18 protein-coding genes are annotated in these 22,811 nt (G+C 65.7%); 14 read left to right on the top strand and 4 right to left on the bottom strand.

The annotated features are described in order from the left end of the window. Positions 1–73: 73 nt before the first annotated feature. The 6 genes from rpoC (at position 74) to FJZ36_01555 (ending at position 10,517) form a co-directional block, all read left to right on the top strand. Complete coding sequence (gene rpoC, locus FJZ36_01580; protein MBM3213602.1) at positions 74–4,747, top strand: DNA-directed RNA polymerase subunit beta'; 4,674 nt, start codon at positions 74–76, stop codon at positions 4,745–4,747. A gap of 249 nt (positions 4,748–4,996) precedes the next feature. Continuing rightward, positions 4,997–5,278, top strand: a complete 282-nt coding sequence (locus FJZ36_01575; protein MBM3213601.1) for a hypothetical protein — start codon at positions 4,997–4,999, stop codon at positions 5,276–5,278. Beyond that, the gene (locus FJZ36_01570) at positions 5,271–6,089 is read left to right on the top strand and encodes a phytanoyl-CoA dioxygenase family protein (GenBank protein ID MBM3213600.1); all 819 of its coding nucleotides are present in this window, start codon (positions 5,271–5,273) and stop codon (positions 6,087–6,089) included. Before FJZ36_01575 ends, FJZ36_01570 begins: the two co-directional genes overlap by 8 nt. A gap of 30 nt (positions 6,090–6,119) precedes the next feature. Next, positions 6,120–7,085, top strand: a complete 966-nt coding sequence (locus FJZ36_01565) for a nucleoside hydrolase (GenBank protein ID MBM3213599.1) — start codon at positions 6,120–6,122, stop codon at positions 7,083–7,085. 31 nt (positions 7,086–7,116) lie between these two features. Then, the gene (locus FJZ36_01560; GenBank protein ID MBM3213598.1) at positions 7,117–9,240 is read left to right on the top strand and encodes a carbohydrate binding family 9 domain-containing protein; all 2,124 of its coding nucleotides are present in this window, start codon (positions 7,117–7,119) and stop codon (positions 9,238–9,240) included. Between the two features lie 59 nt (positions 9,241–9,299). After that, on the top strand, positions 9,300–10,517 hold the full coding sequence (locus tag FJZ36_01555) for a hypothetical protein (GenBank protein MBM3213597.1): 1,218 nt from the start codon (positions 9,300–9,302) through the stop codon (positions 10,515–10,517). A 15-nt stretch (positions 10,518–10,532) separates the two neighbouring features. On the opposite strand, the gene selB is transcribed toward FJZ36_01555, so the two are convergent. Both selB and selA read right to left on the bottom strand, forming a co-directional pair. Further along, the gene (gene selB / locus FJZ36_01550; protein MBM3213596.1) at positions 10,533–12,455 is read right to left on the bottom strand and encodes a selenocysteine-specific translation elongation factor; all 1,923 of its coding nucleotides are present in this window, start codon (positions 12,453–12,455) and stop codon (positions 10,533–10,535) included. Then, positions 12,452–13,885, bottom strand: coding sequence for an L-seryl-tRNA(Sec) selenium transferase (gene selA / locus FJZ36_01545; GenBank protein MBM3213595.1), 1,434 nt, complete (start codon positions 13,883–13,885; stop codon positions 12,452–12,454). The genes selB and selA overlap by 4 nt, the downstream gene beginning before the upstream one ends. A 160-nt stretch (positions 13,886–14,045) precedes the next feature. Between selA and FJZ36_01540 the strand changes: the two genes are divergently transcribed. The 3 genes from FJZ36_01540 (at position 14,046) to FJZ36_01530 (ending at position 16,913) form a co-directional block, all read left to right on the top strand. Beyond that, complete coding sequence (locus FJZ36_01540) at positions 14,046–14,717, top strand: FtsX-like permease family protein (protein MBM3213594.1); 672 nt, start codon at positions 14,046–14,048, stop codon at positions 14,715–14,717. Between the two features lie 20 nt (positions 14,718–14,737). Next, positions 14,738–15,478: an ABC transporter ATP-binding protein gene (locus FJZ36_01535; protein MBM3213593.1), complete on the top strand. Its 741-nt coding sequence runs from the start codon at positions 14,738–14,740 to the stop codon at positions 15,476–15,478. A gap of 79 nt (positions 15,479–15,557) precedes the next feature. Further along, entirely contained in the window at positions 15,558–16,913 is a 1,356-nt protein-coding gene (locus FJZ36_01530) for a hypothetical protein (protein MBM3213592.1), read from the top strand. An 11-nt stretch (positions 16,914–16,924) separates the two neighbouring features. Here FJZ36_01530 and FJZ36_01525 read toward each other — a convergent pair whose 3' ends face one another. Continuing rightward, positions 16,925–17,317: a hypothetical protein gene (locus tag FJZ36_01525; protein ID MBM3213591.1), complete on the bottom strand. Its 393-nt coding sequence runs from the start codon at positions 17,315–17,317 to the stop codon at positions 16,925–16,927. Positions 17,318–17,447: 130 nt separating this feature from the next. Between FJZ36_01525 and FJZ36_01520 the strand changes: the two genes are divergently transcribed. The 3 genes from FJZ36_01520 to FJZ36_01510 are packed head-to-tail and all read left to right on the top strand — an operon-like array spanning position 17,448 to position 19,984. Next, positions 17,448–18,911, top strand: a complete 1,464-nt coding sequence (locus FJZ36_01520; protein ID MBM3213590.1) for a hypothetical protein — start codon at positions 17,448–17,450, stop codon at positions 18,909–18,911. 28 nt (positions 18,912–18,939) lie between these two features. Next, on the top strand, positions 18,940–19,773 hold the full coding sequence (locus FJZ36_01515) for a tetratricopeptide repeat protein (protein MBM3213589.1): 834 nt from the start codon (positions 18,940–18,942) through the stop codon (positions 19,771–19,773). Continuing rightward, complete coding sequence (locus tag FJZ36_01510; protein MBM3213588.1) at positions 19,751–19,984, top strand: hypothetical protein; 234 nt, start codon at positions 19,751–19,753, stop codon at positions 19,982–19,984. Before FJZ36_01515 ends, FJZ36_01510 begins: the two co-directional genes overlap by 23 nt. 6 nt (positions 19,985–19,990) lie before the next feature. On the opposite strand, the gene FJZ36_01505 is transcribed toward FJZ36_01510, so the two are convergent. After that, positions 19,991–21,241, bottom strand: a complete 1,251-nt coding sequence (locus tag FJZ36_01505) for a hypothetical protein (protein MBM3213587.1) — start codon at positions 21,239–21,241, stop codon at positions 19,991–19,993. Between the two features lie 191 nt (positions 21,242–21,432). Between FJZ36_01505 and FJZ36_01500 the strand changes: the two genes are divergently transcribed. Both FJZ36_01500 and FJZ36_01495 read left to right on the top strand, forming a co-directional pair. Beyond that, the gene (locus tag FJZ36_01500; protein ID MBM3213586.1) at positions 21,433–22,377 is read left to right on the top strand and encodes a hypothetical protein; all 945 of its coding nucleotides are present in this window, start codon (positions 21,433–21,435) and stop codon (positions 22,375–22,377) included. A 62-nt stretch (positions 22,378–22,439) separates the two neighbouring features. Next, positions 22,440–22,811, top strand: a 372-nt coding sequence (locus tag FJZ36_01495; protein ID MBM3213585.1) for a phytanoyl-CoA dioxygenase family protein, incomplete at its 3' end; no start/stop codon positions are given.

Genomic DNA, 22,811 nt, shown 5'->3' with positions numbered 1-22,811 from the left:
GCCGCTGACGACCCCGTAACCCGGTCGAGCGACACGTCGAAGCGCAGCGGTTCCCCAGAGGAGGTCCGACCCCTTGGCTCAGTATCGACCTTCGCACAACGTCAACAACTTCGACGCGATCTCCATCCGCATGGCGTCGCCGGACACCATCCGGGAGTGGGCGAAGAGCCCCAACGCCAGTTCGTACGCATCCGGCGAGGTCAAGAAGCCCGAGACGATCAACTACCGGACGTTCAAGCCTGAGCGCGACGGGCTCTTCTGCGAAGCGATCTTCGGTCCGACCAAGGACTGGGAGTGCAGTTGCGGCAAGTACAAGCGCATCAAGTACAAGGGCGTCGTGTGCGACCGCTGCGGCGTCGAGGTGACCCAGGCGAAGGTCCGCCGCGAGCGCATGGGCTTCATCCAACTGGCAACGCCGGTCTCGCACATCTGGTTCTTCAAGGGCGTACCCAGCCGGCTCGGGCTTTTGCTGGATCTGTCGCTCAAGGAACTGGAGCGCGTCCTCTACTTCGAGGCGTACATCGTCCTGGATCCCGGCGACAGCCCCCTGGACTTCCGAGACCGACTGACCGAGGAGCAGTATCAGAAGCTGCGCGAGCACGGCTACCACTTCCGTGCTGAGATGGGCGCTGCCGCCATCAAAGAGATCCTCATCAGCATGGACCTCGAGCGCGAAGCGGTGCAACTCGACGCCGAGCTGGTGGAGACGAACTCGAAGCAGAAGGCGAAGAAGATCCGCAAGCGGCTCAAGATCATCCGCGGAATGATCAAGTCGGAGAACCGACCCGAGTGGATGATCCTCGACGTCATCCCGGTCATGCCGCCCGAGCTGCGCCCGCTTGTCGCCCTCGACGGCGGACGGTTCGCCACGTCCGACCTGAACGATCTGTATCGTCGTGTCATCAATCGGAACAATCGGCTCAAGAAGCTCGTCGAGCTCAAAGCTCCTGAGGTAATCATCCGCAACGAGAAGCGGATGCTCCAGGAGGCGGTCGATGCGCTCATCGAGAATGGCAAGCACGGCCGCGTCGTCAAGGGCCCTGGAAACCGGCCGCTGAAGTCTCTGAGCGACATGCTCAAGGGCAAGCCGGGACGGTTCCGCCAGAACCTGCTCGGCAAGCGCGTCGACTACTCCGGCCGCTCCGTGATCGTCGTGGGACCCGAGTTGCGGCTCGGACAGTGCGGCTTGCCCAAAAAGATGGCGTTGGAGCTCTTCAAGCCCTTCATCATCCGCAAGCTGCAGGAGAAGAACTACGCGACGACGATCAAGTCCGCCAAGCGGATGGCGGACCGCGTTGACGACCAAGTCTGGGAGGTTCTCGAAGAGGTCATCGAGGAGCACCCGGTTCTGCTGAACCGAGCGCCAACCCTCCACCGCCTCGGCATTCAGGCGTTCCAGCCGCACCTGGTCGAGGGCGAGGCGATCCGCATCCATCCGCTGGTGTGCAAAGCCTTCAACGCCGACTTCGATGGCGACCAGATGGCGGTGCACGTCCCGCTGTCCGCCGAAGCGCAGGTCGAGGCGCGCGTCTTGATGGCGTCGGTGCGCAACATCCTCAAGCCCGCGCACGGACAGCCCGTCGCCGTACCGGAACTCGACATGGTGCTCGGCTGCAACTACGTTACCAAGGCGCTCCACGTCACAGCGGGCCATCGAGTCCTGGTCGGAGGGCAGATCGACACGGAATCTCCGGCGAACGAGGGCGAGAAGCCGCTTCGATTCGCCAGCAGCGACGATGTCGTCTACGCTCTGGATAGCGGCGTCATCCAGCTCCATGACTGGATCGAGGTTCGCATCCGGCACGAGGCCGCCTCGGCGATCCTGCGGACGACGCCGGGTCGCGTGCTCTTCAGCCGAATCCTGCCGCCCGAGATCCTCTACAACTGCGAGGATATCCACGGCAATGTCGTGCGGCTCCCGTTCATCAACGAGGAGCTCAAGACGCGCGCTCTGCGCGACCTGGTCGCGAACTGCTTCCAGACGCTGGGGAACCGTCGGGCGGTCGGTCTGCTCAACGGCCTCAAGTCGCTTGGGTTCCAGTACGCCACCGTGTCGGGCTTGTCTCTGGGGATCGGCGACTTCGTCGAGCCGTCCGACAAGCACGCGCTGCGCGAAGCCGCCATCGCGAACGTTCAGCAGGTCGAACAGGCGTTCCGCGAGGGGCGCGTCGGCGCGAGCGAGCGCTACAACAGCATCATCGCCATCTGGGGACGCCTGACCGACGACGTGCAGAAGAGCCTCTTCACGACGCTCGCGAAGAGCACGCTCCATCAGCACATGCCGTCGCTACCGGCAACCGGAGAAGACAAGGCGAACGTTCCGGCGGTCACCGACGAGAGGCCCGCATGGCTCACCACCGCCGAGCGGTACGAAGCCGGCTTCAACCCGCTGTTCGTCATGGCGGACTCGGGCGCGCGCGCGCGCAACGAGGCGATCCGTCAGATCGCCGGTATGCGTGGCATGTTGGCGAAGCCGGACGGCAGCATCATCGAAACGCCCATCTTCGCGTCCCTACGCGAGGGCTTGTCCGTCCTCGAGTACTTCATCTCGACGCACGGCGCCCGCAAGGGTCTCGCGGACACGGCAATCAAGACCGCGAGTTCCGGCTATCTCACCCGGAAGCTGGTCGATGTCGCTCAGGACGTCATCGTGTCGATCCATGACTGCGGCACGACGATCGGGCTGACGCGCACGGCGATGGAAGCCGACGAGGAGGGCGAATCGCTCGCCGACCGAATCGCCGGCCGTGTCGCGCTCGAGGACGTCGTGGACCCATCCACGGGTCAAGTTCTCGTCGCCGCCGGAGAGGTGTTCACCTCGTCGAAGGCAGCCATGGTGGACGACGCGGGCGTTCTGTTCGTCCGCATCCGCTCGCCGCTGACGTGCGAAGCCCCCCACGGCGTGTGCCAGATGTGCTACGGCGCCGACCTGAGCAACCATCGCATGGTCGATATCGGCGAGGCGATCGGCATCCTTGCCGCCCAATCCATCGGAGAGCCCGGCACGCAGTTGACGATGCGCACGTTCCACACGGGTGGAGCCGTCAGCGGCATCATCGGCGCTGGCTCCGAAGTGCGCGCGCGATCCCGCACCGGCAAGGTCGTCCTGAGAGCCGTTCAGCCAGCGACTCGGCCCAGCGGCGAGACGATCGCCCTGCGCAACGGATGGATGCTCGTCGTCGACGACGAGGGACGCGAGCGCGAACAACACCGCGTTGCGGCAGGAGCCACGCTCGATGCCCTGGAGAACGACGTCGTCGAGCGCGGCATGCTCCTGTTCCGTTCGGATGCGACGCACAAGCCCATCCTAACAAAGGTGAGCGGCCACGTCCGCTTCCGCGACATCCGGCCCGGCCTGACGCTCGAAGAGATCGTGGACGAGTCCACCGGTCAGCGAGAGCGCGTCATCACGGACTACCGTCGGGAAGACACACATCCGCGCGTCGAGATCGTCGATGACGACGGCGCGACGGTTCTCGATTCCTACGTCCTGCCGACCGGAGCCCGACTCTCGATCGCCGAAGGCATCGAGATCACCGGTGAATACACGGCGGCGGACCTCATCGGACGCATTCCCGTCACGGACGTGAAGGGCTCGCGCGGGAAGCTCTATGCTCCAGCGGATCAGCCCATCGACGCGAAGTCGGCGAAGGCAATCATCGATGCCAGTTTCGAGGAAGTGCGCGTCCGCGAGAAGGTGGTCGTGGGCGACACGCTCGCGCGCATGCCTCGTGGAACCGCGAAGTCGTCCGACATCGTCTCCGGTCTGCCGCGCGTGACGGAGCTGTTCGAAGCCCGCAAGCCGAAGGACCATGCGACGATCACGGAGCTCAGCGGAACCGTGTCGTTCCCGGGTATGAGCCGTGGTATGCAGGTCGTTCGAGTCACCAGCGACATCCTGAACGAGCGAGGCGAACCCGAGACGAAGGACTACAAGATCCCACTCGGGAAGTTCATCAGCGTTCAGGACGGCGACCACGTCGAGGCTGGAGACGGGCTGACCGACGGTCCTCTGAATCCGCACGACATCCTGGCGGTCAAGGGCAGAGAGGAAGTCCAGCGCTACCTGGTCCGGGAGATCAAGGGCGTCTATGGCGCGCAGGGCGAGCGGATCAACGACAAGCACATCGAGGTCATCATCCGCCAGATGATGAAGAAGGTCGCCATCACGGATGCGGGCGACACGGACTTCCTCGAAGGAGACGAGGTCAGCCACACCGTGTTCCGACGCGAGAACCAGCGCGTCACGAGCCGTCGTGTCATCGTGCCGTCGCAGGTGTCGCTGTCCGAAGCGCCAGTGTACGTGGGCGGACGGATCGGGCTGCCGGTCGTCGACAAGGAAGGCGTCGTTCTGGCTGAGAAGGGCACGGAGGTCACAGAGGCGCTGATCGAGACGCTCCGCGAGAGCGGGATGGGCTCGTCGGACTCGCTTTCCATCGACGTGGAGCGCACAGGCGTTCCGGCGCAAGCATCGCCTATCCTCCAGGGCGTCACCAAGGCGTCGCTCAGCACGGAGAGCTTCATCTCGGCGGCGTCGTTCCAGCAGACGACGAACGTCCTCACCGGCGCGTCAGTCGCAGGCAAGCGCGACGCGCTGCGCGGCGTCAAAGAGAACGTCATCATGGGACGCCTCATTCCGGCGGGAACCGGCATGGTGCAACACCGACGCTTGCGGGTCGCCGCGCGCCGGTCGGTTGCTCCGCCCGAGCCGATGCCTGCCGTCAAGGACTCGGGCGACGACGACTGAGGCGTATCCCGCTGCGACTGGTTCTGAGCAGGGGCGGCTCCCGGTGGAGTCGCCCCTGTTTCCGTCTCGCGACTCCCGCGCGGATCGGTCGCATAGCCTCCCTGCTGACGATTGACACCGTCTCGACGCTTTACATAAGATAGTGCCGTCCCGCGCGACGAACGATGGACACGCCAACAAGGCGCATCGGGCTTTCTGCTTGCGTCGGCTGCGAATGCCGATCAGGGCCCTCAACGGTGAAAGGTGTGAATGCCAAACCTGCGACAGAAGCTGCTCGTCCTGTATCTGCACACCCCTGACCTGTACGGTTCCGTCGTCGCCTGGACACAGTACGACGGAACAGGCAGGGATGCCCATACGAGCGGCGACAGCGAGACGCCTCCCTACGCGTCCGTCGTGGCGGCGATGCGCGACGGCTGGCGTGTCATCCAGTTCCCGCAGCAATTCCCCGCCTATCCGGGAATGGAGTACACGACATCTTATCTCCGGTTCGAGTACATTCTCGAGAAGATGGAGGACATCGGTGAGTGACCGCCAACACCTGCTGACGACGAAGCAAATGGCGAGCTTCGTCGCAGACGGTTACCTGAGGTTTGATGGACTCGTGCCGCGCGAGCTCAACGCCGCCGCGTTCGACGAGATGGAGCGGAACGCGGTTCCGCGCGGCAAGGCTGGGCAGCCCTTCAGTGAGCTCTGGCAGTCCGAAAGCGCCGTGGGAGAGGTGTTTCGTCTGCCGCAGATCCAGGGGATCATTCGCAGCCTAGTGGGCCCCGACCCTCTCTACGACCATCACGCGATCCACACGGTCAACGCGAACAACCCGAACGGTCAGATCTGGCACGCCGACGCGATCATCGACACGCGGACGCACTTCGACATTCAGTTCTTCTACTTCAGCCACGACACGCCGCGCGAGATGGGCGGCACGATGATCCTTCCCGGGAGCCAGTACCGGCGCATCAGCGAGACGGACATCGCGCGCTACCAGAACTTCCTGTCTCAGGTGGCGATCGCGTGTCCAGAGGGAACCGTCGTCGTCGTCCACCACGGCATCTGGCACTGCGCGCAGCCCAACTGCACGGATCGTCGGCGCTACATGTTCAAGCTCCGCTTGAATCCGACCGTTCGCCAACTCCGCCTATGGAACACGGACGATATCGACGACTCGTCGGTCAGCGGAATCCTACACACGGATCATCGGTGGTACGGCAACGAGATCCGTATCGAGGTGGTGAACCGGATCAAGTTTTGGCGCTTCCTCACGGGCAATGAAGACTACGACGTCGCCTACTGGCTCGGACGGCTAGAGAACATGCCGGAGACCCGCCTCAGCGCGTCATAGCCGGACGCGGACCCATCTGCGGGAGATGTCGTGCGGCGGATCGTTCTCGACACGGACACCGGGGTCGATGACGCGCTGGCGATCTGCCTCGCCATGCGTTCCCCGGAGCTCCGCGTCGAGGCGATCACCGCCGTCCACGGGAACGTCCCAGTCGGTCGTGCGGCGGAGAACATCCTCCGCACCTTGGCGGTTCTGGGAGCGACGGAGCTCCCGACCCTGGCAGTCGGAGCCTCCGTGCCTCTCCGCCGCGATCCGGTCTACGCGGACGACGTGCACGGCTGGGATGGCATTGGCGGCGCGAGTCGGACACGCGACGACACCGGGAATCCCGCGTATCCCGTCCCGGACATGGCGTTCGACAGGCGTCCAGCGCCGCAGGTGATCGCGGAGACGGTCGCCGCTCGTCCGGGCGAAGTGACGGTCGTCGCCGTGGGCCCGCTCACGAACGTCGCGCTGGCTATGTCGCTGTACCCTGAGGCGATGCGCCACGCGGCTCGGATTGTCGCGATGGCGGGAGCGTTCCGCAGACAGGGCAACATGTCGCCGGTCGCTGAGTTCAACGTCTACGCCGATCCCGACGCCGTCGCTGTCGTACTGGGGTTCGGCGTGCCCGTCACGCTCGTGCCCCTCGATGCGACGGAGCGGATCGTTCTGAGACGCGAGCTCGTCGAGCGGCACGCAACCCATCGGCGCGGGCGCTTTGTGCGCGACATCACGGCGCACTACATGGAGTTCGGTTCCACGCACGAGGGCATCGACGGGTGCTATGTCCACGACCCGCTCGCCGTCGCGCACGTCGTCGACGATGCCCTGTTGACGTACGTCGAACGCCGGGTTGTCGTCGAGACGACCGGGACGGTCACGCTCGGGCAGACCGTCGCGGATCTGCGGGAGCCCCCGCGCTTTGCCGGGGAACCGAACGCGCGGATCGCCCTCGACGCAGACCCGGAAAGGTTTCTGCGGCTCTTCGAAACGCGCGTTTTGGCGGCATCCTGATCGCTAGTTGGTAGACAGGACTTTGCGCAACGTGTCGATGAAATCCCTCGCATCGTGCCTTGCTGTGCTTTGGGCGCTAGCCGCATGGAGCGTCGCCGCCGAGCCTCGGATCCGCGCCACGTTCACGTCGGAGCCCCCCAAGATCGACGGCAGGACCGACGACCCCGCATGGAAGGCAGCCGCACCCGCCACGACCTTCGCGCAGCACGAGCCCGTCCACGGGAACCCACCAGGAGAGCGCACCGAAGTCCGCGTGCTCTGGGATGCCGCGCATCTCTACATCGCCTTCGATTGCGATGCCGCCAACACGAAGCGGGTCCTGGCATCGACAACCGAGCGCGATAGCCCGTTCTTCTCCGACGATCACGTCGGCGTCTACCTCGACACGTTCTACGACCGCCGCAACTGCTACGCGTTCCTCGTCAACGCGTTGGGCACCCAGCGCGACATGCGGATCGCCAACGAAGGGCTCAACCAATCCCAGTCGCGGTTCGGCGATTCGTCCTGGGACGCCACCTGGCAGGCAGAGGTGTTCCGGTCGGAGGATCGCTGGTCGGCCGAGCTGTCCATCCCGTTCGCCGTTCTGCGGTTCGACCGCAACGGCGACGTGTGGGGCATCAACTTCTGGCGGAACATCGAAGCCGTCGATCAGGAGCTGACCTGGGCGGACGTGGGAAGCCGGACCTACAACGTGTCGAAGTTCGGCACGATCGTCGGTCTGGAGCCGTCGAAGCTGGAGCGCGGCAAGCTGCTCGCTGTGACGCCCTACTTCACGGCGAGCCCCAGGCAGAAAACCGGCGAGGATTTCGACCTGAAGCCCAAGGGCGGCATCGACTTCCAGTACCCGCTGACGGGGATCACCTTCGACTTCACCATCAACCCCGATTTCGCCCAGATCGAAGCGGACCCCTCTCAGGTGAACCTGTCCGACGTCGAGCTCCGCCTTCAGGAGAAGCGACCCTTCTTCCTGGAAGGCGGGGAGATCTACCAAGCGCCCATCGAGCTCTTCTACTCCCGTCGGATCGAGGACCTCAAAGCCGGTGCTAAGATGGCAGGGAAGCTGGGTTCCAACGAGGTCGCGTTCGTCAGCGCACAGGCATACGACCTCGACGAGCAGGGAGCGGCTCTGGACGATCTCGCCAACTACACGGCGATGCGATACAAACGCGATATCATGCCGTCCGTAGGGATCGGTCTCCTCGGCGCGAATCGGCAGTACCCGGCGCTTGATCAGACGAACGGAGCCGGCGGCTTTGATGCCAACATCCGCCTGCCGCACGATATCACCATCGTGGGGCAGATTGCAGCCAACTGGGATCGCAACCGCACATCGCTCGAAGGCGAGCTCCCGCCCGCGCCCGGATGGCACACGGATCACGCCGCCTTCCTCCGCGCGGACTGGCGCACGAACACCTGGCGCTACAGCTTGATGGCAGCGGACATCGGTCCGGATTTCCTCGTCGATACGGGCTTCATCGAGCGCACCGACCGACGCGGCGGCAGAACCGAGCTCGGATACCGACGCCAGTTCGAGGACAGCTTCGTGTCGCGCGTCGGATGGGAGTTCAACTACGAGCGGCTGGAGGACTCCACCGGCTCGCTCCGGAACGAGCGGCTGTCGCCGGAGTTCAACGTCGGGTTCGGCGATCTCTTCTTCTTCGGAGGACCGCAGCGCTACTACCGGGTCGAGGATGACGGCATGGTCTTCCGCGACGAGACGGTCGAGCTGTTCACCGGCTACTTCCCGCCGGAACACGTGCAGGTGCGCGTCTTTCAGAACCTCGGCTACCGAGACGGCGCTCGCAAGTGGTTCATCAGTCCGGCGCTCGTCGTACGACCCGTGACGCGCTGGCAGATCGAGTACAGCCAGCAGCGCGAGGTCAAGCGTCGAGTGTCCACGCAGCCCTGGAAGCTCGTCAACCGAGTGCAACGCATCCAGTCGAGGATGCAGTTCACGCGCGACTCGTTTGCCAGCGGCTCCTTCGAGACCGACCTGGCACACGAGCGCCGGTTCTTCGTCCTGTTCGGCACGGAGTACCGCCCCCGCTCGTTCTTCTACATCGTCTACAACGAACGCCGGTTCACCGAGGAGGGGCAACGGGTCACTGACCGGGCTGTCTTCCTCAAGCTGTCCTACCAGGCGAAGGTCCTCTAGCCCGTCTGGCAATGCGCCAGCACGCTGCACGATGATCCAATCCATATCGGGAGACCGACATGACGCCGATGATGGCGACGAAGCGCCGGTTCCTGCTTCGGATCGCCGTGTTCACCGCCGTATGGTCATGCGCAACCGCCGTGCACGCCGAGGTCGAGCGCGTCTACCTCACGTGGCAGGCGGACCCGGCGACGACGATGACGGTCACGTATCACACGCCGAAGCCCTCCGCGTCGAGCCTTGTCTACTACGACACAGAGCCGCGCGGCGGCGATCCGGCAGCCTATGCGCATCACGCATCGGGCAAGGCGCACCAGATTTCGGGTCTGCCCATCGAGCGCTGGATCCATGACGTGCCGCTGTGGAACCTGTCCGCCGGCACGACCTACTACTTCGTCGCTGGCGACCCGGAGCAGGGGTTCACGGCAGAACGCAAATTCCGTACGCTGCCCGCCGAGGAGCCGTACCGGTTCGCCACCGGCGGCGACATGAACTCCGGCGAACGGACGGCGACGCTGGTGAAGATTGCCGCCGCGCAGGACCCCGCCTTCGTGCTCGTCGGCGGAGACATCGCCTATGCCAACGGCAACATCGAGGAGTACAAAGACTGGGACGCCTGGTTCGAGTCGACCACCGATCTGCTGGTCTCGCCGGACGGCTACACGATCCCCATCGTCCTCGCCATCGGCAACCACGAGTCCAACTGGAAGACCGGCTTGCGATTCGACAAGAGCCCGTTCTACTTCGGCTACTTCGCGCAGCGTCGGATCAGCTACTGGACCATGCCGGTCGGCGAAAACAGCGTCTTCTACATCCTCGACAGCGGCATCGTCGCCGACCACGACGGGCCCCAAGCGGCTTGGCTCCGCCGAGCCATGGAGCGCTATCGCGGACGCCGGCATCAGTTCGCGGTCTACCACATCCCCCTCTACCCAAGCCATCGCGCCTACGACGGGAGCCTTTCCGTGCGCGGACGCGAGGTATGGGGACCGCTCTTCGACGAGTTCGGTCTGACGGCGGCGTTCGAGAACCACGACCACACCTTCAAGCGCAGCAAGCTCCTCAAGGCGAACCGGGAGGACCCGCAGGGAACACTCTACCTCGGAGACGGGTGTTTCGGCGTGGGTGCCCGGACTGTGGACGATCCGCGCTGGTACTTGGAGCGCATGGAGAGCATCCCGCACGTGTGGTTGGTCGACGTCACGGCGTCGGATGTCCGTTATCGCGCCTTCGACGAGTCCGGCAAGGTCTTCGACGTCTACCCGCCACAGGACTGATCGGGGTCGATCAAGTCAGGATCGCTGCAGGAACGTCGGCTTCGCTCGGCGGGCGTTCCCGGCGCGCACCGTGTAGCCGCGCGCGTCGCAGTGCTCCAGGAAGGGCACGGCGTACTTGCGCGATGCGCCGGTCAAGTCGCGGAACCCAGCGATGTCGATGGTCGGGTGGTCGGCGAAATGCTCGCGCAGAGCGTCCAGCGTCGCCGTGTAGACCGACGTATCGAGCCAGTATTCCTCGTCGATACGTGTCAGCGTTCCCAGCCGGACAAGCGTCTGGATGACGCGCAGCACGCGATTCGCCGGGACGGACGCCAGCGTCTCCTCAAGCTCCGACAGAGACGGCGAGGCGATCCCCGCCTCGCGGAATAGCTCGACGAGTCGGTCGCGGGTCGCACCGTCCTCGTCTCCGAAGGAAACCCGGTGGCTCGCCAGGCGCACGGTGCTGCCATCCCGCACGACGGAGCCAGCGCGCTGCAGCGAGTCGATCAGCCAGTCGAAATCGCGCTCACCCGTAGTCTCCGGCATCGTAGCTCTCAACGCGCCGACCCCGACACCGAGCTCAAGAGGTTCCTTTGTGTGGAACGCGCGGAGCTCCGCCAACACGGCGTCTCGAAGCGCGCCGTAGCGTTCCGGGGCGATCAGCGCTTCACCGGAACTGACCACGACGCCCCGCTCCGACAGCTCGCGGATCCATCGGTCACGCTCCGCAGCCCGCAGCGGGAAGTACGGAACCAGCGTGCTTAGCCCGACAAACGGCGCGCCGCGACGCAGCAGGTGCTCCATGAGCTCCGAGCGCGTCGTCGCGGAGAGCGCGTGGATGTGTGCCCGCGTCCGGTCGGCAAAGCGCCGATGACGAGGAGCGGACGGATCGAGCACGACCCCTCCGCCCAGTGTTCGTTCCGCCGACGCGTCGCGCAGGATGAACCGGTCGCCTCGCACCGCAGAGATGGGCTCCTCGACGCGGAGTTGCACCACGGACGCGGCTCCCGGGAGGATGCCGTCGCGGTCGACGAGCGTGACGATCCGGCAGAACGCTTCGCGGGTTCCGATGTGCAGGCGGGAGCGAGTCCAATGCTCGACGATGCGCGGGAAGTCTGCGACGACTCGCACGGACGCGTCGATGTTGCGCGTCGTCATCGACAGTTCGGGAACCGTCAGCACGTCGCCTCGCTCGACGAGCTCCCGCTCGACACCGACCAGGTTCACGGCGGTACGCTGCCCCGGCAGAGCCCGCGCCACACTCGATCCGTGCACCTGCAGGCTCCGTATCCGAGCCGGTCGCCCGCCCGGCAGCAGGTGCACGCGGTCGTTCGCGTTCAGCACACCGGATCGAAGCGTGCCCGTCACGACGAGACCGAACCCCTCGAGCGTGAACACGCGGTCGATGGGCAGGCGGGGCAGTTCGTCCGGCGACTCTTCGTCGTGAACCCGACCGGCAACCTCGACGAGCAGAGCCCGCAACTCGTCGATCCCGTCGCCGGTCGTGCCGGAAACGGCGACGTGTGGGATGCCTTCGAGGCTGGTGCCCTCCAGCGCTTCCTTCGTCTCCTCGATGGCGAACTCCAGGACTTCCGAGTCCACCAGGTCGCTCATCGTCACGACGAGGATGCCGTGCCTAACATCCAGCAGGTCGAGAATCTGGAGATGCTCGACGGTCTGCCGCTGCGCGCCCTCCTTCGCCGACACGACGAAGAGGACGACATCCATCCCGTGCGCCCCGGACACCATCGTATCGATGAACCGCTCGTGTCCGGGCACATCGACGATGCCGCAGCGAGTGCCATCCGGCAGGTCGAAGTACGCGAAGCCGAGCTCGATGGACATCCCGCGCGCCTTCTCCTCGGGCAGGCGGTCCGTATCGACGCCCGTCAGCGCGCGGATCAGCGTCGTCTTGCCGTGGTCGACGTGTCCGGCGGTTCCGATGATCGTGTGTTTCATCGGGTGAGCCCCGACAGCGCGGAGGTCACGGCGTCGTCCAGCAGGGGCAGATCGTCCGGCAGCGCCGTGCGCAGATCGAGCCACACGCGTCCGTCGGAGATGCGCGCGATGACCGGCGGATTCTGCGCGCGCAGGAGCCCGGCGATCTGCATCGGCGACAGGCTGGGATGAGAGAACGTCACGGCATGGCTGGGCAGGTGTGTGCCCGGCTGCGCGCCGCTCCCGACCTCGGAGTGGCAGGGCTCCGACTGGACTCGGTAATCGGTCGGCAGAGCGCGTCGCCAGAGCTCGACGCGCGATTCGGCGCACGACCGCACTTCATCGAGTGGACGCGTCATCATGCGCAGCATCGGAAGGTGCGACGGCAGGTCGGCTTCGCGCTCGTAAAGGTCGAGTGTCGCCCCGAGCGCGGCGTAGGTCAGCTTGCAGGCGCGAAGCGCGCGCATCAGCGGATGGGTCCGAATCGCGGAGACGATGCGCTGCCGTCCTACCAGGATGCCCGCCTGAGGTCCGCCGAGCAGCTTGTCGCCGCTGAACGACACGAGGTCGGCTCCCGCTGCCACGCGGTCAGCGACGAGAGGCTCTGCGGGCAGACCCCATGCTCGCAGGTCGATCAGGGCTCCGCTGCCCAAATCCTCCATCACGGGCGCGCCGAGCTCCTTGCCGATGGCGACCAGCTCCGACAGCTCGACGGAACACGTGAAGCCTTCGATGGCGTAGTTGCTCGGGTGAACCTTGAGGAGGAGCCCTGTTTCTTCGGTCACAGCGTCTCGGTAGTCGCGCGGATGGGTTCGGTTGGTTGTGCCGACCTCGCGGAGCCGGGCTCCCGCCGCGCGCATGACATCCGGTATGCGGAACGAACCGCCGATCTCGACGAGTTCTCCGCGCGAGACGACGATCTCCCTGCCCTGAGCCAGCACGGTCAAGGCGATCAGGACGGCTGCCGCGTTGTTGTTGGCGACGGTCGCGGCTTCGGCTCCTGTCAGTCGGCACAGTGCCGCTTCGACGAGCCGATCTCGATGCCCTCGCTCGCCGGCATCCAGGTCGTACTCCAAGGTCGAAGGGAACCGCGCCGCGTCTCGGACCGCGTCGATGGCGGGCTCCGGGAGCAGCGATCTTCCCAAGTTGGTGTGCGTGATCGTTCCGGTCAGGTTCAGCACACGTCGCAGAGGCAGTTGTCGGCTCTCTAGCCGCACCGCGACGAGGGCTGCGAACTCGCCCGCCGACGGAATCGCAGCGATCGCCTCCGGGCCCGAGCGTAGCAGGCGAGCGCGGACGTCCCCAACAGCCTCCTGAACCATCCGCGTCAGGAAGTCACCGCGAAAGCGTTCGCGGAAGGGAGTCAGCGCGTCGCTCGACAAGACGGCATCGACGGATGGCAGGCTGGATAGGCTGCGAAGCTGGGTTGGCGTCAGTGGGTCGTTCGGCATGGGGCTCTCGGGTCATTCGTCCCGCTCCCGACAGCGATTACCGATTATGGGAGCCAGTAGCCCGTCGTGTCAAGCCCGTCGTCGACTGCTTGACGCGCCAGGGTCGCTGTGCTAGGATACGCCCGCGATATGGGCGCCCCTGCGCGAAGGACCTCCACGAGTGCAACAGTCCAGATCGACCATCCGCAGCCAGATCCAGTTGCCCTTCTCCGAAGCGGTGCGGATCAGCTTCCAGAGCCTCAAGATTCGTTTCTGGCGTTCCATCATCACCACGCTGGGCATCCTATTCGGGATCGCGTTCCTGGTCGCCGTCCTGGCGGGAGGAACGATCCGCAGCGCCGTGCTCGCCGACGAAGTCGAGGTGATCGAAGCGTTCGCCGAGGACGCATCGAAGGGCATCTCGCCGCAGCAGTGGTGGCTCATCATCATGTCGCTGATCGTCTGCGTCGTCGGCATCGCCAACGCGATGCTGATGTCGGTGACGGAGCGGTTCCGCGAGATCGGCACGATGAAATGCCTCGGAGCGCTGGACCGGTTCGTCGTCGTGCTGTTCCTTCTCGAATCGGGATTCCAGGGGCTTGCCGGGGCAGCGGTCGGCGCGATCGTGGGAACGCTCTTCGCGGTAGGTACGAACTTGAAGCAGTTCGGGTGGAAGGTGTTCTACACGTTTCCCTGGATTCAGGGCGGATCGCCGGAAGCGCCGTTCGGTGTCATCCCGGTCATTCTGGGTGGGTGCGTCGTCGGCATGATCCTGGCGGTGATCGGAGCCGCAGGACCCGCGTTCCGAGCGGCGAAGATGCCGCCGGTCGAGGCGATGCGCGTCGAGGTCTAGCCGTGCGCGAGGAGACGAGCATGGTCGGGACGGATGATGTCGTCCGCGTCGAGGCAGTCACCAAAGAGTACCCGATGGGTACGACCGTCGTCCGTGCGCTCAAAGGGGTGAACCTCGACATCCATCGCGGCGAGTACTTGTCGCTGATGGGTCCCTCGGGGTCCGGCAAGTCCACGCTCTTCAACGCCATCGGCGCGTTAGACCGACCGACCACGGGACGGGTCTTCCTCGACGGCGAGGACATGGCGAAGCTTTCGCCGGAACAACTGGCGTGGATCCGCTGCAACCGGATGGGCTACATCTTCCAGTCGTTCAACCTGCTGCCGGTCATGTCCGCGATGGAGAACATCACGCTGCCGATGGTGTTCGCCGGTGTGACGCCGAAGGAGCGCATCGAGCGTGGAACTCGGCTGCTGGAACTAGTCGGCTTGGGGCATCGTCTCGACCATCGACCGACCGAGCTGTCCGGCGGACAGCAGCAGCGCGTCGCAATCGCCCGCGCACTGGCGAACAATCCCGACATCATCCTTGCCGACGAACCCACCGCCAACCTCGATACCAAGACCGGGCGAGAGATCATCACGCTCCTCAAAGAGCTGAACGAGTCCCAGCACGTCACGATCGTCAGCGCGACCCACGACCTGAAGATGCTCGACGTCTCCGACCGTGTCGTGTACATCCGCGACGGGCAGGTCGAGCAGGTGAAAGATCGCGCCGACCTGGACATCCACGTGGGTCATCTCGCCAGCGAGAGCCACTAGCGCCCGCCGTGCGCACGACTCCATCCGCCGTCGCTCGACGCCGCTTCGAGCAACCCAACGCCCTCTGTCACCGTTCCACATGTTGAGCGGTCGCGTCTGTCTGCGCGGCGCGTGGGCACCATCGCGCACGGGGGAACCGATGACCCGCAGTGCCAACTACCGCGCCCTCACGGCGTTGGTTCTCGCCCTGTTCGTCGTCTGTCTACCGGCAGTCGGTGTCGAGCCCGATCCGATCGCGATTCAGATCGCCGACGTCGAGTTGGTCGGGATCCGGCTCGGAGTGCTCGTGCTGGATGCTTCGGGGGCTCCCGTGGTCAGCCACCGCGCCGATGAGCCCTTCGTGCTGGCGTCGAACACGAAGCTCTTCACGACGGCAGCGGCACTCTGGACGCTGCCGCCGACCTTTCGGTGGACCACCACGGCGAGGCTCGACGGCAAGAGGCTCTGGATCATCGGCTCCGGAGACGCCTCGTTCGCGACGGTCGACAGCGTGTCGTATCCCGACAAGTTCCTGGACGAGGTCGCCGAACGCCTCAAGAAGGCGGGGGTTCGCAGCCTTCAGGAGCTGATCGTCGATGCGCGCTACTTCGACCGCCAGTTCCAACACCCGTACTGGCCCCAAGACCAACTCCGCGAAGGGTACTCCGCGCCCGTCTCAGGACTGCCCTATGCTCGCGGTATGGTACGCGTGCGCGGCGGCAAGGGCTCCGATGAGATGGCGACCTTCACGCCAGTCAAGGTGACGGCGAACTTCGTCGAGTACGGGCTCGAGAAGCGGGGCATCAAAGTCGCGAAATCGCGCTTCGCCGAAGGCGCGGAGCGAGCGCCGGGAGCCGACCAGACGCTCTACACGCAGGAGTCGCCCTTCGCCCTGGCAGACGTAGTGCGACAGACGAACACCTGGAGCGACAACTTCTTCGCCGAGCATCTGCTCAAGACGCTCGGCGCTGAAGCGATCGGCGAAGGCAGCTTCGAAGCGGGCTTGCTGGCGGTCCGCGAGGCACTCGAGCACCGAGGCATACCGCTCGCGGGCTACGGGCAGATCGACGGCTCCGGGCTGGCTCGCATCCCGGGCGGCGGGAACCGTTGCACGCCGACCACCATGAACGCGCTGCTCCGCACGATGGCGGCAGACCCGAACTGGAGCGCGGTCTTTCTCGATTCGCTGTCCGTCGGCGGCGTCACCGGCACTCTTGCCAGCCGGTTCGCAGAAGCCCCGTTCCGAGGACACCTGCACGCCAAGACGGGCTATATCGTCGGCGCTTTGACGCTCTCCGGCTACCTCGTCACCTCGCAAGGGAACTTCCTGACGTTCTCCATCCTCGCCAACGACGATGCGAGCACCTTCGAGCGTCGCGAGCGCATCCGCGCGTTCCAGCTCTCCGCGCTGACCGCCCTGTGGGAACGCCTCCAAGCGTCCGAACGCAAGTCGTAGTGTTCGGTCGGTTACGGCGTGGGCTTGTCCTTCTTGGGCTCCCACGTCGCCAGCAGTTGGTATGTTTTGACCGTGCGGTTCGGAGCCGGCGGATAGGCTGCCAGGAACGCCTTGAGCGCTTCCTCCGACTCGAACTCGTAGTATCCGCCATACTCGTTTCGGTCGAAGGACCCGACAAACTGCTTTCGGACGAACCCGGGAATCGCCTTCTCGTCGTACTCCTGCTGCAGCTTGCGGATTCCCGCCTCAGCGTTCGCTGGCGTCCACGCGGGCTCCGGCTTGAACGACGTGACCATCACGACGTGAGGCGGCTTCGGCGACTCCGACGCCCACCCATGTAAGACCGTCGCTCCGAGCAGCCCAACTGACACTCCCGCCATGAACCCGACCACCCATCGTCGCATGACATCACCTCCGTGAACCTCGCCGTCGTGCCGCGCCCGCCCGTTGACATCCTCGATCCTCGCGCCGGAGAATAGCACACAAACCGGAGTCGAGTCGCCCCAGCGCGTGAGCCACGGAGAAAACACCAAGATGGCTGCCAAGAGCGAATGCCTGGTGATTTGGGACTGCGGAGCCACGAACACGACCGTCTCGCTGCTGGCGACTGACGGGCGCGTTCTCGCCTCCGCGTCGCGCCCGACGACCGTCGCCAAGACCGCCGACGGGCTCTCCTGGCCCTTCGAGACGATGTGGGAGAACTTCGCCGAGCTGACCAAGCAGCTCCTGTCCGAATCCAGCGCCGTGCCGAAGGCGGTGAACCTGACGACGTTCGGCGTCTGCTGGGGAGCCGTCGGCAAGAACGGCAAGCTGCTCTACCCGGTCATCTCATGGAAGTGCACGCGAACCCGCGCCCAAGCCGCGTGGGCAGCCGAAAACCTCGACCTAGACGCCGCCTACCTGACGACCGGCGCGCCGCCGTTCTACTTCAACTCCGCCTTCAGCCTGCGATGGATGCGCGAGCACCGCCCCGACGTGCTCGACCGCGCAGAAGCCTTCCTGTTCATGCCGCAGCTTTTCGTGGAGCGTCTCACCGGCGAGCGCGTCACCGACCGCACGATGGCGGCGACCGCGATGCTCTACGACCTCCGCGCCGATGACTGGTCCGACGACCTGTTCCGACAGTTCGACATCCCCAACAAGTTCCCGCCCGTGCGCTCTCCGGGCGACGCCGTCGGCGTCGTCACGGCGAAGGCCTCCAAGGCGACGGGGATTCCCGCCGGGACGCCCGTCTGCGCCGGCGGACACGATACGGCGCTGGCGACGGTCGGGGCGTGCCGCGACCTGCGCACGGACGTTCTCTACTCGACCGGCACGTGGAGCATCCTCGTCGCCACGCGGGACAAGTACGAAGCCCGGATAGAGGACCGGGCTCGCAACCTCCTCTGGGAAGTGAACCCCCACACGTCCGGAGTCGTCGGCGGATACAACCGTCAGGGACACATGATCGGCGGACTATCGTTCGACCTGATCCGCAAGCGGTTCATGCCTCGCTGTTCCGCTGCGGAAGCCACGGATCGCGCGGCGAAGGTCGCACCCGGAAGCGCCGGCGTGCTCATCGTACCGACGTTCGTGGCGCGCACCGGGCCCGACCCGGACTGTCCGAGCGCGATCATCGGCTGGGAAGACGGCATGCCGCCGGAAAACGCGGCGCGCGCGCTGCTGGAAGGGCTCGCGTACCAGACGCGGGAATCCCTCTCACACCTGCGCGGCGAAGTGCGTACGATCCTCGTCGGCGGCGGGTTCGCCAAGAACGCGCTCTTCGGGCAGATTCTGGCAGACGTCACGGAGAAACCCGTCGAGCTCGCCGGCATCCCGGAGGTCACGACCATTGGCACGGCGGTGCTGGCGATGGTGGGAACCGGGATCGTCCCGTCGGTCGAAGCCGCATGGGGGCGGGTCGGCATGGGCGTCAAGCGGTTCGAGCCGCAGAACGCCGACGTCTACGCTCCGCTCTACGCTCAGCACCGGCGCGTCGTCGAAGCGCTCAAGGGATGATCGCGCGCCGACCCCACGGACGAGCTGAATGAGGTTCCTGCAGACCGTCTTTCGAAACCGCAGCCTGGCGCGTGCTGCCGACGCCCTGGACGACGGGAGGCTGGAGGAAGCGTTCAGCGCCCTGGAGCCATTCCTGCGCGGCGCGTCGGTTCCAGTCGAAGCGCTGCAGGTCTTGGGCGGCATACGGCTCGCGCAGGGAGCGGCAGACGATGCCCGCGAGGCATTCCAGCGCGTTCTCGCCGAGAGCCCGAACGACCCGACAGCGACGGAGGGGCTGCGGCAGGTCCACATCCAGAAGGCGTTCGCGGCTCGCGAGGAAGAGGACCATGCGCTCGCCGCCGACGAGCTCTGCGCCGCCCTGGAACTCGATCCATCCAATGCGTTCGTCCACTACAACCTGGGGAACGTCTACGCGGACATGGGGGACCGCGCCGAGGACGCGCTGCGATGCTGGCGCGCGGCTGTGGAGCTACGCCAGGACTACGTCGAGGCGCACTTCGACCTGGGACAGGTGCTCTTCTACAACGGGCGGTACGACGAGGCGATGCCCCACTTCGAGGCGATTCTGCGCGCCCGGACCGACTGGCCCGCGCCGTTCTACTGCCTGGCGGCGATTCACGCCAGGCAGGGGAATCGCGAGGCTGCGATGGAGAACCTAACGACCGCCCTCCTCCTCAACTCCGGGTGGGCGCGGACGGCGACGGACGATCCGCACCTGGCTTCGCTGCGGGGCGATCCGGAGTTCGACCGGCTGGTGGCAGACGGGGCGACCGTGCCGGTCGATGACCTCAGAGTGCTGACGCGCGAAGACCTCCTGCGGGATATGGCTGAGGACTCGGATGACGGCGATACCACCGACTGATGACCAGCCTCCCGCCGCGTTCGCCCCTGGCGCGCGTTACGAGGGCATGCGCGTCGCCGACGTCGAGCGGCTCCTCCGCGATGCGCTCTTCGACGGCATGCTGCGCCGCATTGCGCTCGACGTGAGTCTGGAAGCAGACCTGCTCCACGTCACGCTGACGGTTCTGCACGCCGAGCCCGAGACCCGACCGCGCCCGTCATACGACGACTGATCCGGCTCATCGACCTTCCAGCGCCCGCAGGATCGCCGCCAAATCCGGCTTCACATCGGCGTTCGGTTCCTTCTCATACAGGTTGTAGAGCGTCACTTCGAGCGCCGGGTTCATGCCGACCAGCACGCCCGGTTGAGCCAGCGCCTGCGCGAGCCGCTTCCGAAGCTGCCATTCCGGCTCGGAGCCCAACGCATCTAGGATGGGCTTCGTCGACTGCGCGCCCGCGCTGTCCAGCGTCGAGATGACCTCGGCGGCGAGCCGGGGGTTGGTCGTCGAGCGCAGGAGCGACACCAGCGGCAGAACCGCAGCCTTGCGATCCGGTGGCGAGACGTTGCGGATCCCGCGAATGGCGATGCTTTGAAGCTGAGGATTCGGGTCGCGGAGCGCGCTGATCAGCGAGACGATGTCCTTCTGCAGCACGTAGGTCGCGATGCTGGCGGCAGCACGAACGCCCGAGTCGGTGTCGTTCGCGGCGAGGTTCTGGATACGCGTCAGGGCTTCGGCGTTCCCCAAGGCTCCGAGGGCATCCACGGCGCGGGCTCGCGTCGCTGCATCCTCGGAAGCCAGATCGCCGAGCACGGCGTCGTATGCCTGGGCCCGGCTGCTCGGCTCGCCGATGAGCCCGATCGCCGTCGCCGCCGCCGCGCGGAGCGCCGGGTCCTCCGTGAGCATCGCCGTCAGATCGGGCAGCGCATCGCGCCCCGCAGCGACGACTTGCGCGACGTTCTCTTGGATCAGCAGGAGCCGTAGACGGTCACCGCCCTCGAGCGCCGCCCCACGCGATGTGAGCGCCTTCGTCGCCATTTCCCGCATCACAGGTTGCGGCGTGCGAAGGGCTGCGACAAGCGCGGTAGTGGACTCGGGACTGTCGATCTGGGCGAGAACCTGCACGGCTCCACGCCGCACTTCGGCGTCCTCGGACGCGAGGTCGCGTTCCATCGCGGCGACGGCGGCTTTGGCAGGCTCGGGCCTGCCCCACTTCGCGATGCCCTCAGCGATGACGCGTCGCACCGACGCCGAGGACGCGTCGGTCGACTCCAGCGCCTTGATGAGAGCTTGTTCGCCGCGGTCACCTGGTTGCTGCAGAAGCACCTGCGCAGCGGCGACTCGCTCTTCGACCGATCCGCTGCCTAGATGCCGTATCGCGTTGGATGTCGGGTCGGATCGACACGAAACGAGGAGCACAGGAAGCATGAGCGCCAGTACGAGCGCTCGCGCAGCCCACGGGGAACGGCATACCAATCGTCGCATGGACATTGTGGAACCCTCCTATCCTGAACGGCGGCGAGCCGCCGACCTGTCACCTAGAGCATACGCCATATCTTCGCGGTCGGGAACCGCGCGGCATACCCGCCAGAACGCGCAGGGCGTCCCGCGAGTTTGACAGGAGCCATCGACGGCTGTATTGTCGGAGGCACGGTGTCCGCCGCAGCACTCAGGAGCAACCCATGCCTCACGAGAGCCTGCGGTGCGGAGCACTGCCCATCCTGCTCGCCACCCTCGGCGTTGCTGGCGGACATCCGAGGGCGTTCGGCGCCCAGATCGCATTCGAGTCCTACCGCGACGGGAACGCCGAAATCTACGTCACGGACCCCGATGGAGCCAGAGCGCAGAACCTGACGCGCGACCCTGACATCGATGTCCAACCCTCCTGGTCGCCTGACGGACGGCGGATCGCCTTCGTCACCTTCCGCGACCGCGACGGAGAGGTCTACGTCATGGACGCCGATGGACGGAACGCGCGCAATCTCACGCGCCATCTGGGCCCCGACACACGCCCCGCATGGTCGCCCGACGGGAAGCGCATCGCGTTCGTTTCGTTCCGGGACATGAACGACGAGGTCTATGTGATGGACGCGGATGGCGGCAAGCCGCGCAATCTCACCAACGACGCCGCGTCGGATCGATTCCCGTCGTGGTCGCCAGATGAGCGGCAGATCGCCTTCAGTTCGGACCGCAGCGGCGATTGGGATGTGTTCGCCATGTCTGCCGACGGGAAGGACGTGCGCAACCTGACGAACCATCCGGATTTTGACAACAGGCCCTCATGGTCGCCGGACGGCTCGATGATCGCGTTCAGTTCAGACCGCAGCGGCAACCGGGACATCTTCCTGATGGACGCCGACGGGCAGAATCCGCACAACGTCACGAACGCGCCTTCGTGGGACGAGTCGCCCGGGTGGTCTCCTGATGGCAGGGTCCTGCTTTTCACCTCGGATCGCAGCGGCAATCTCGACATCTACGCGATGGACGTCGTTCTGGGCACCGTCCGCCGACTTACGGATGACGCTGCGCAGGACAGTTCGCCGACGTGGTCGCCGGCTACCTCCCGTTCGCTGCCGCCATTCGCAAGCCACGTCCTCATCTGGGCGCATCTGAAACGGAGGCGTTGACACACGCCCGCAGGTTCCGCATCCTTCCGCCATCAGCCCAACCGGTGACATGGGAGGCGTATATGCTCACTCACGCCGAAGTCGAGCGCTTCTGGCGAGACGGCTTCATCGTCGTCGATGGCGTCCTGATGTCGGATGAGGTCGAAGCGCTGCGCGAGGCTGCCGAATCGGACGCGGTGCGCGGCGGACTCGAAGCGTCCGGCTACCGCGAGCGCGTCGTCCACCTGCTTGAGATCACCGCCAAGCACGCGGCGTTCAAGGCGCTCGCCGCCGATCCAAGGATCGTCGAGCGGGTCGCCCAGTTGACCGGTCCCGACATCCAACTCCAGCACTCGAAGCTGGCGACCAAGCCCCCGAAGGTCGGCGCGGGCACGTTCGCGTGGCATCAGGATTTCGCCTACTTCCCGCACACGAACACGTCGCTCGTCGCGGTA

The sequence above is a fragment of the Candidatus Poribacteria bacterium genome (genome assembly GCA_016866785.1).
Classification (GTDB): Bacteria; Poribacteria; WGA-4E.
The sequence above is the reverse complement of the archived record's forward strand: the minus strand, read 5'-3'. Positions and strand labels throughout refer to the sequence as shown.

Bases quoted from the DNA above. Each gene is read 5' to 3' on its own strand.
- FJZ36_01530 (MBM3213592.1), top strand. From the start codon at position 15,558: ATGTTGAGCGGTCGCGTCTGTCTGCGCGGCGCGTGGGCACCATCGCGC.
- FJZ36_01510 (MBM3213588.1), top strand. From the start codon at position 19,751: ATGACGGCGATACCACCGACTGATGACCAGCCTCCCGCCGCGTTCGCC.
- FJZ36_01575 (MBM3213601.1), top strand. From the start codon at position 4,997: ATGCCAAACCTGCGACAGAAGCTGCTCGTCCTGTATCTGCACACCCCT.
- FJZ36_01500 (MBM3213586.1), top strand. From the start codon at position 21,433: ATGCCTCACGAGAGCCTGCGGTGCGGAGCACTGCCCATCCTGCTCGCC.
- selA (MBM3213595.1), bottom strand. From the start codon at position 13,885: ATGCCGAACGACCCACTGACGCCAACCCAGCTTCGCAGCCTATCCAGC.
- selB (MBM3213596.1), bottom strand. From the start codon at position 12,455: ATGAAACACACGATCATCGGAACCGCCGGACACGTCGACCACGGCAAG.
- FJZ36_01520 (MBM3213590.1), top strand. From the start codon at position 17,448: ATGGCTGCCAAGAGCGAATGCCTGGTGATTTGGGACTGCGGAGCCACG.
- FJZ36_01515 (MBM3213589.1), top strand. From the start codon at position 18,940: ATGAGGTTCCTGCAGACCGTCTTTCGAAACCGCAGCCTGGCGCGTGCT.
- FJZ36_01555 (MBM3213597.1), top strand. From the start codon at position 9,300: ATGACGCCGATGATGGCGACGAAGCGCCGGTTCCTGCTTCGGATCGCC.
- FJZ36_01525 (MBM3213591.1), bottom strand. From the start codon at position 17,317: ATGCGACGATGGGTGGTCGGGTTCATGGCGGGAGTGTCAGTTGGGCTG.
- FJZ36_01535 (MBM3213593.1), top strand. From the start codon at position 14,738: ATGGTCGGGACGGATGATGTCGTCCGCGTCGAGGCAGTCACCAAAGAG.
- FJZ36_01505 (MBM3213587.1), bottom strand. From the start codon at position 21,241: ATGTCCATGCGACGATTGGTATGCCGTTCCCCGTGGGCTGCGCGAGCG.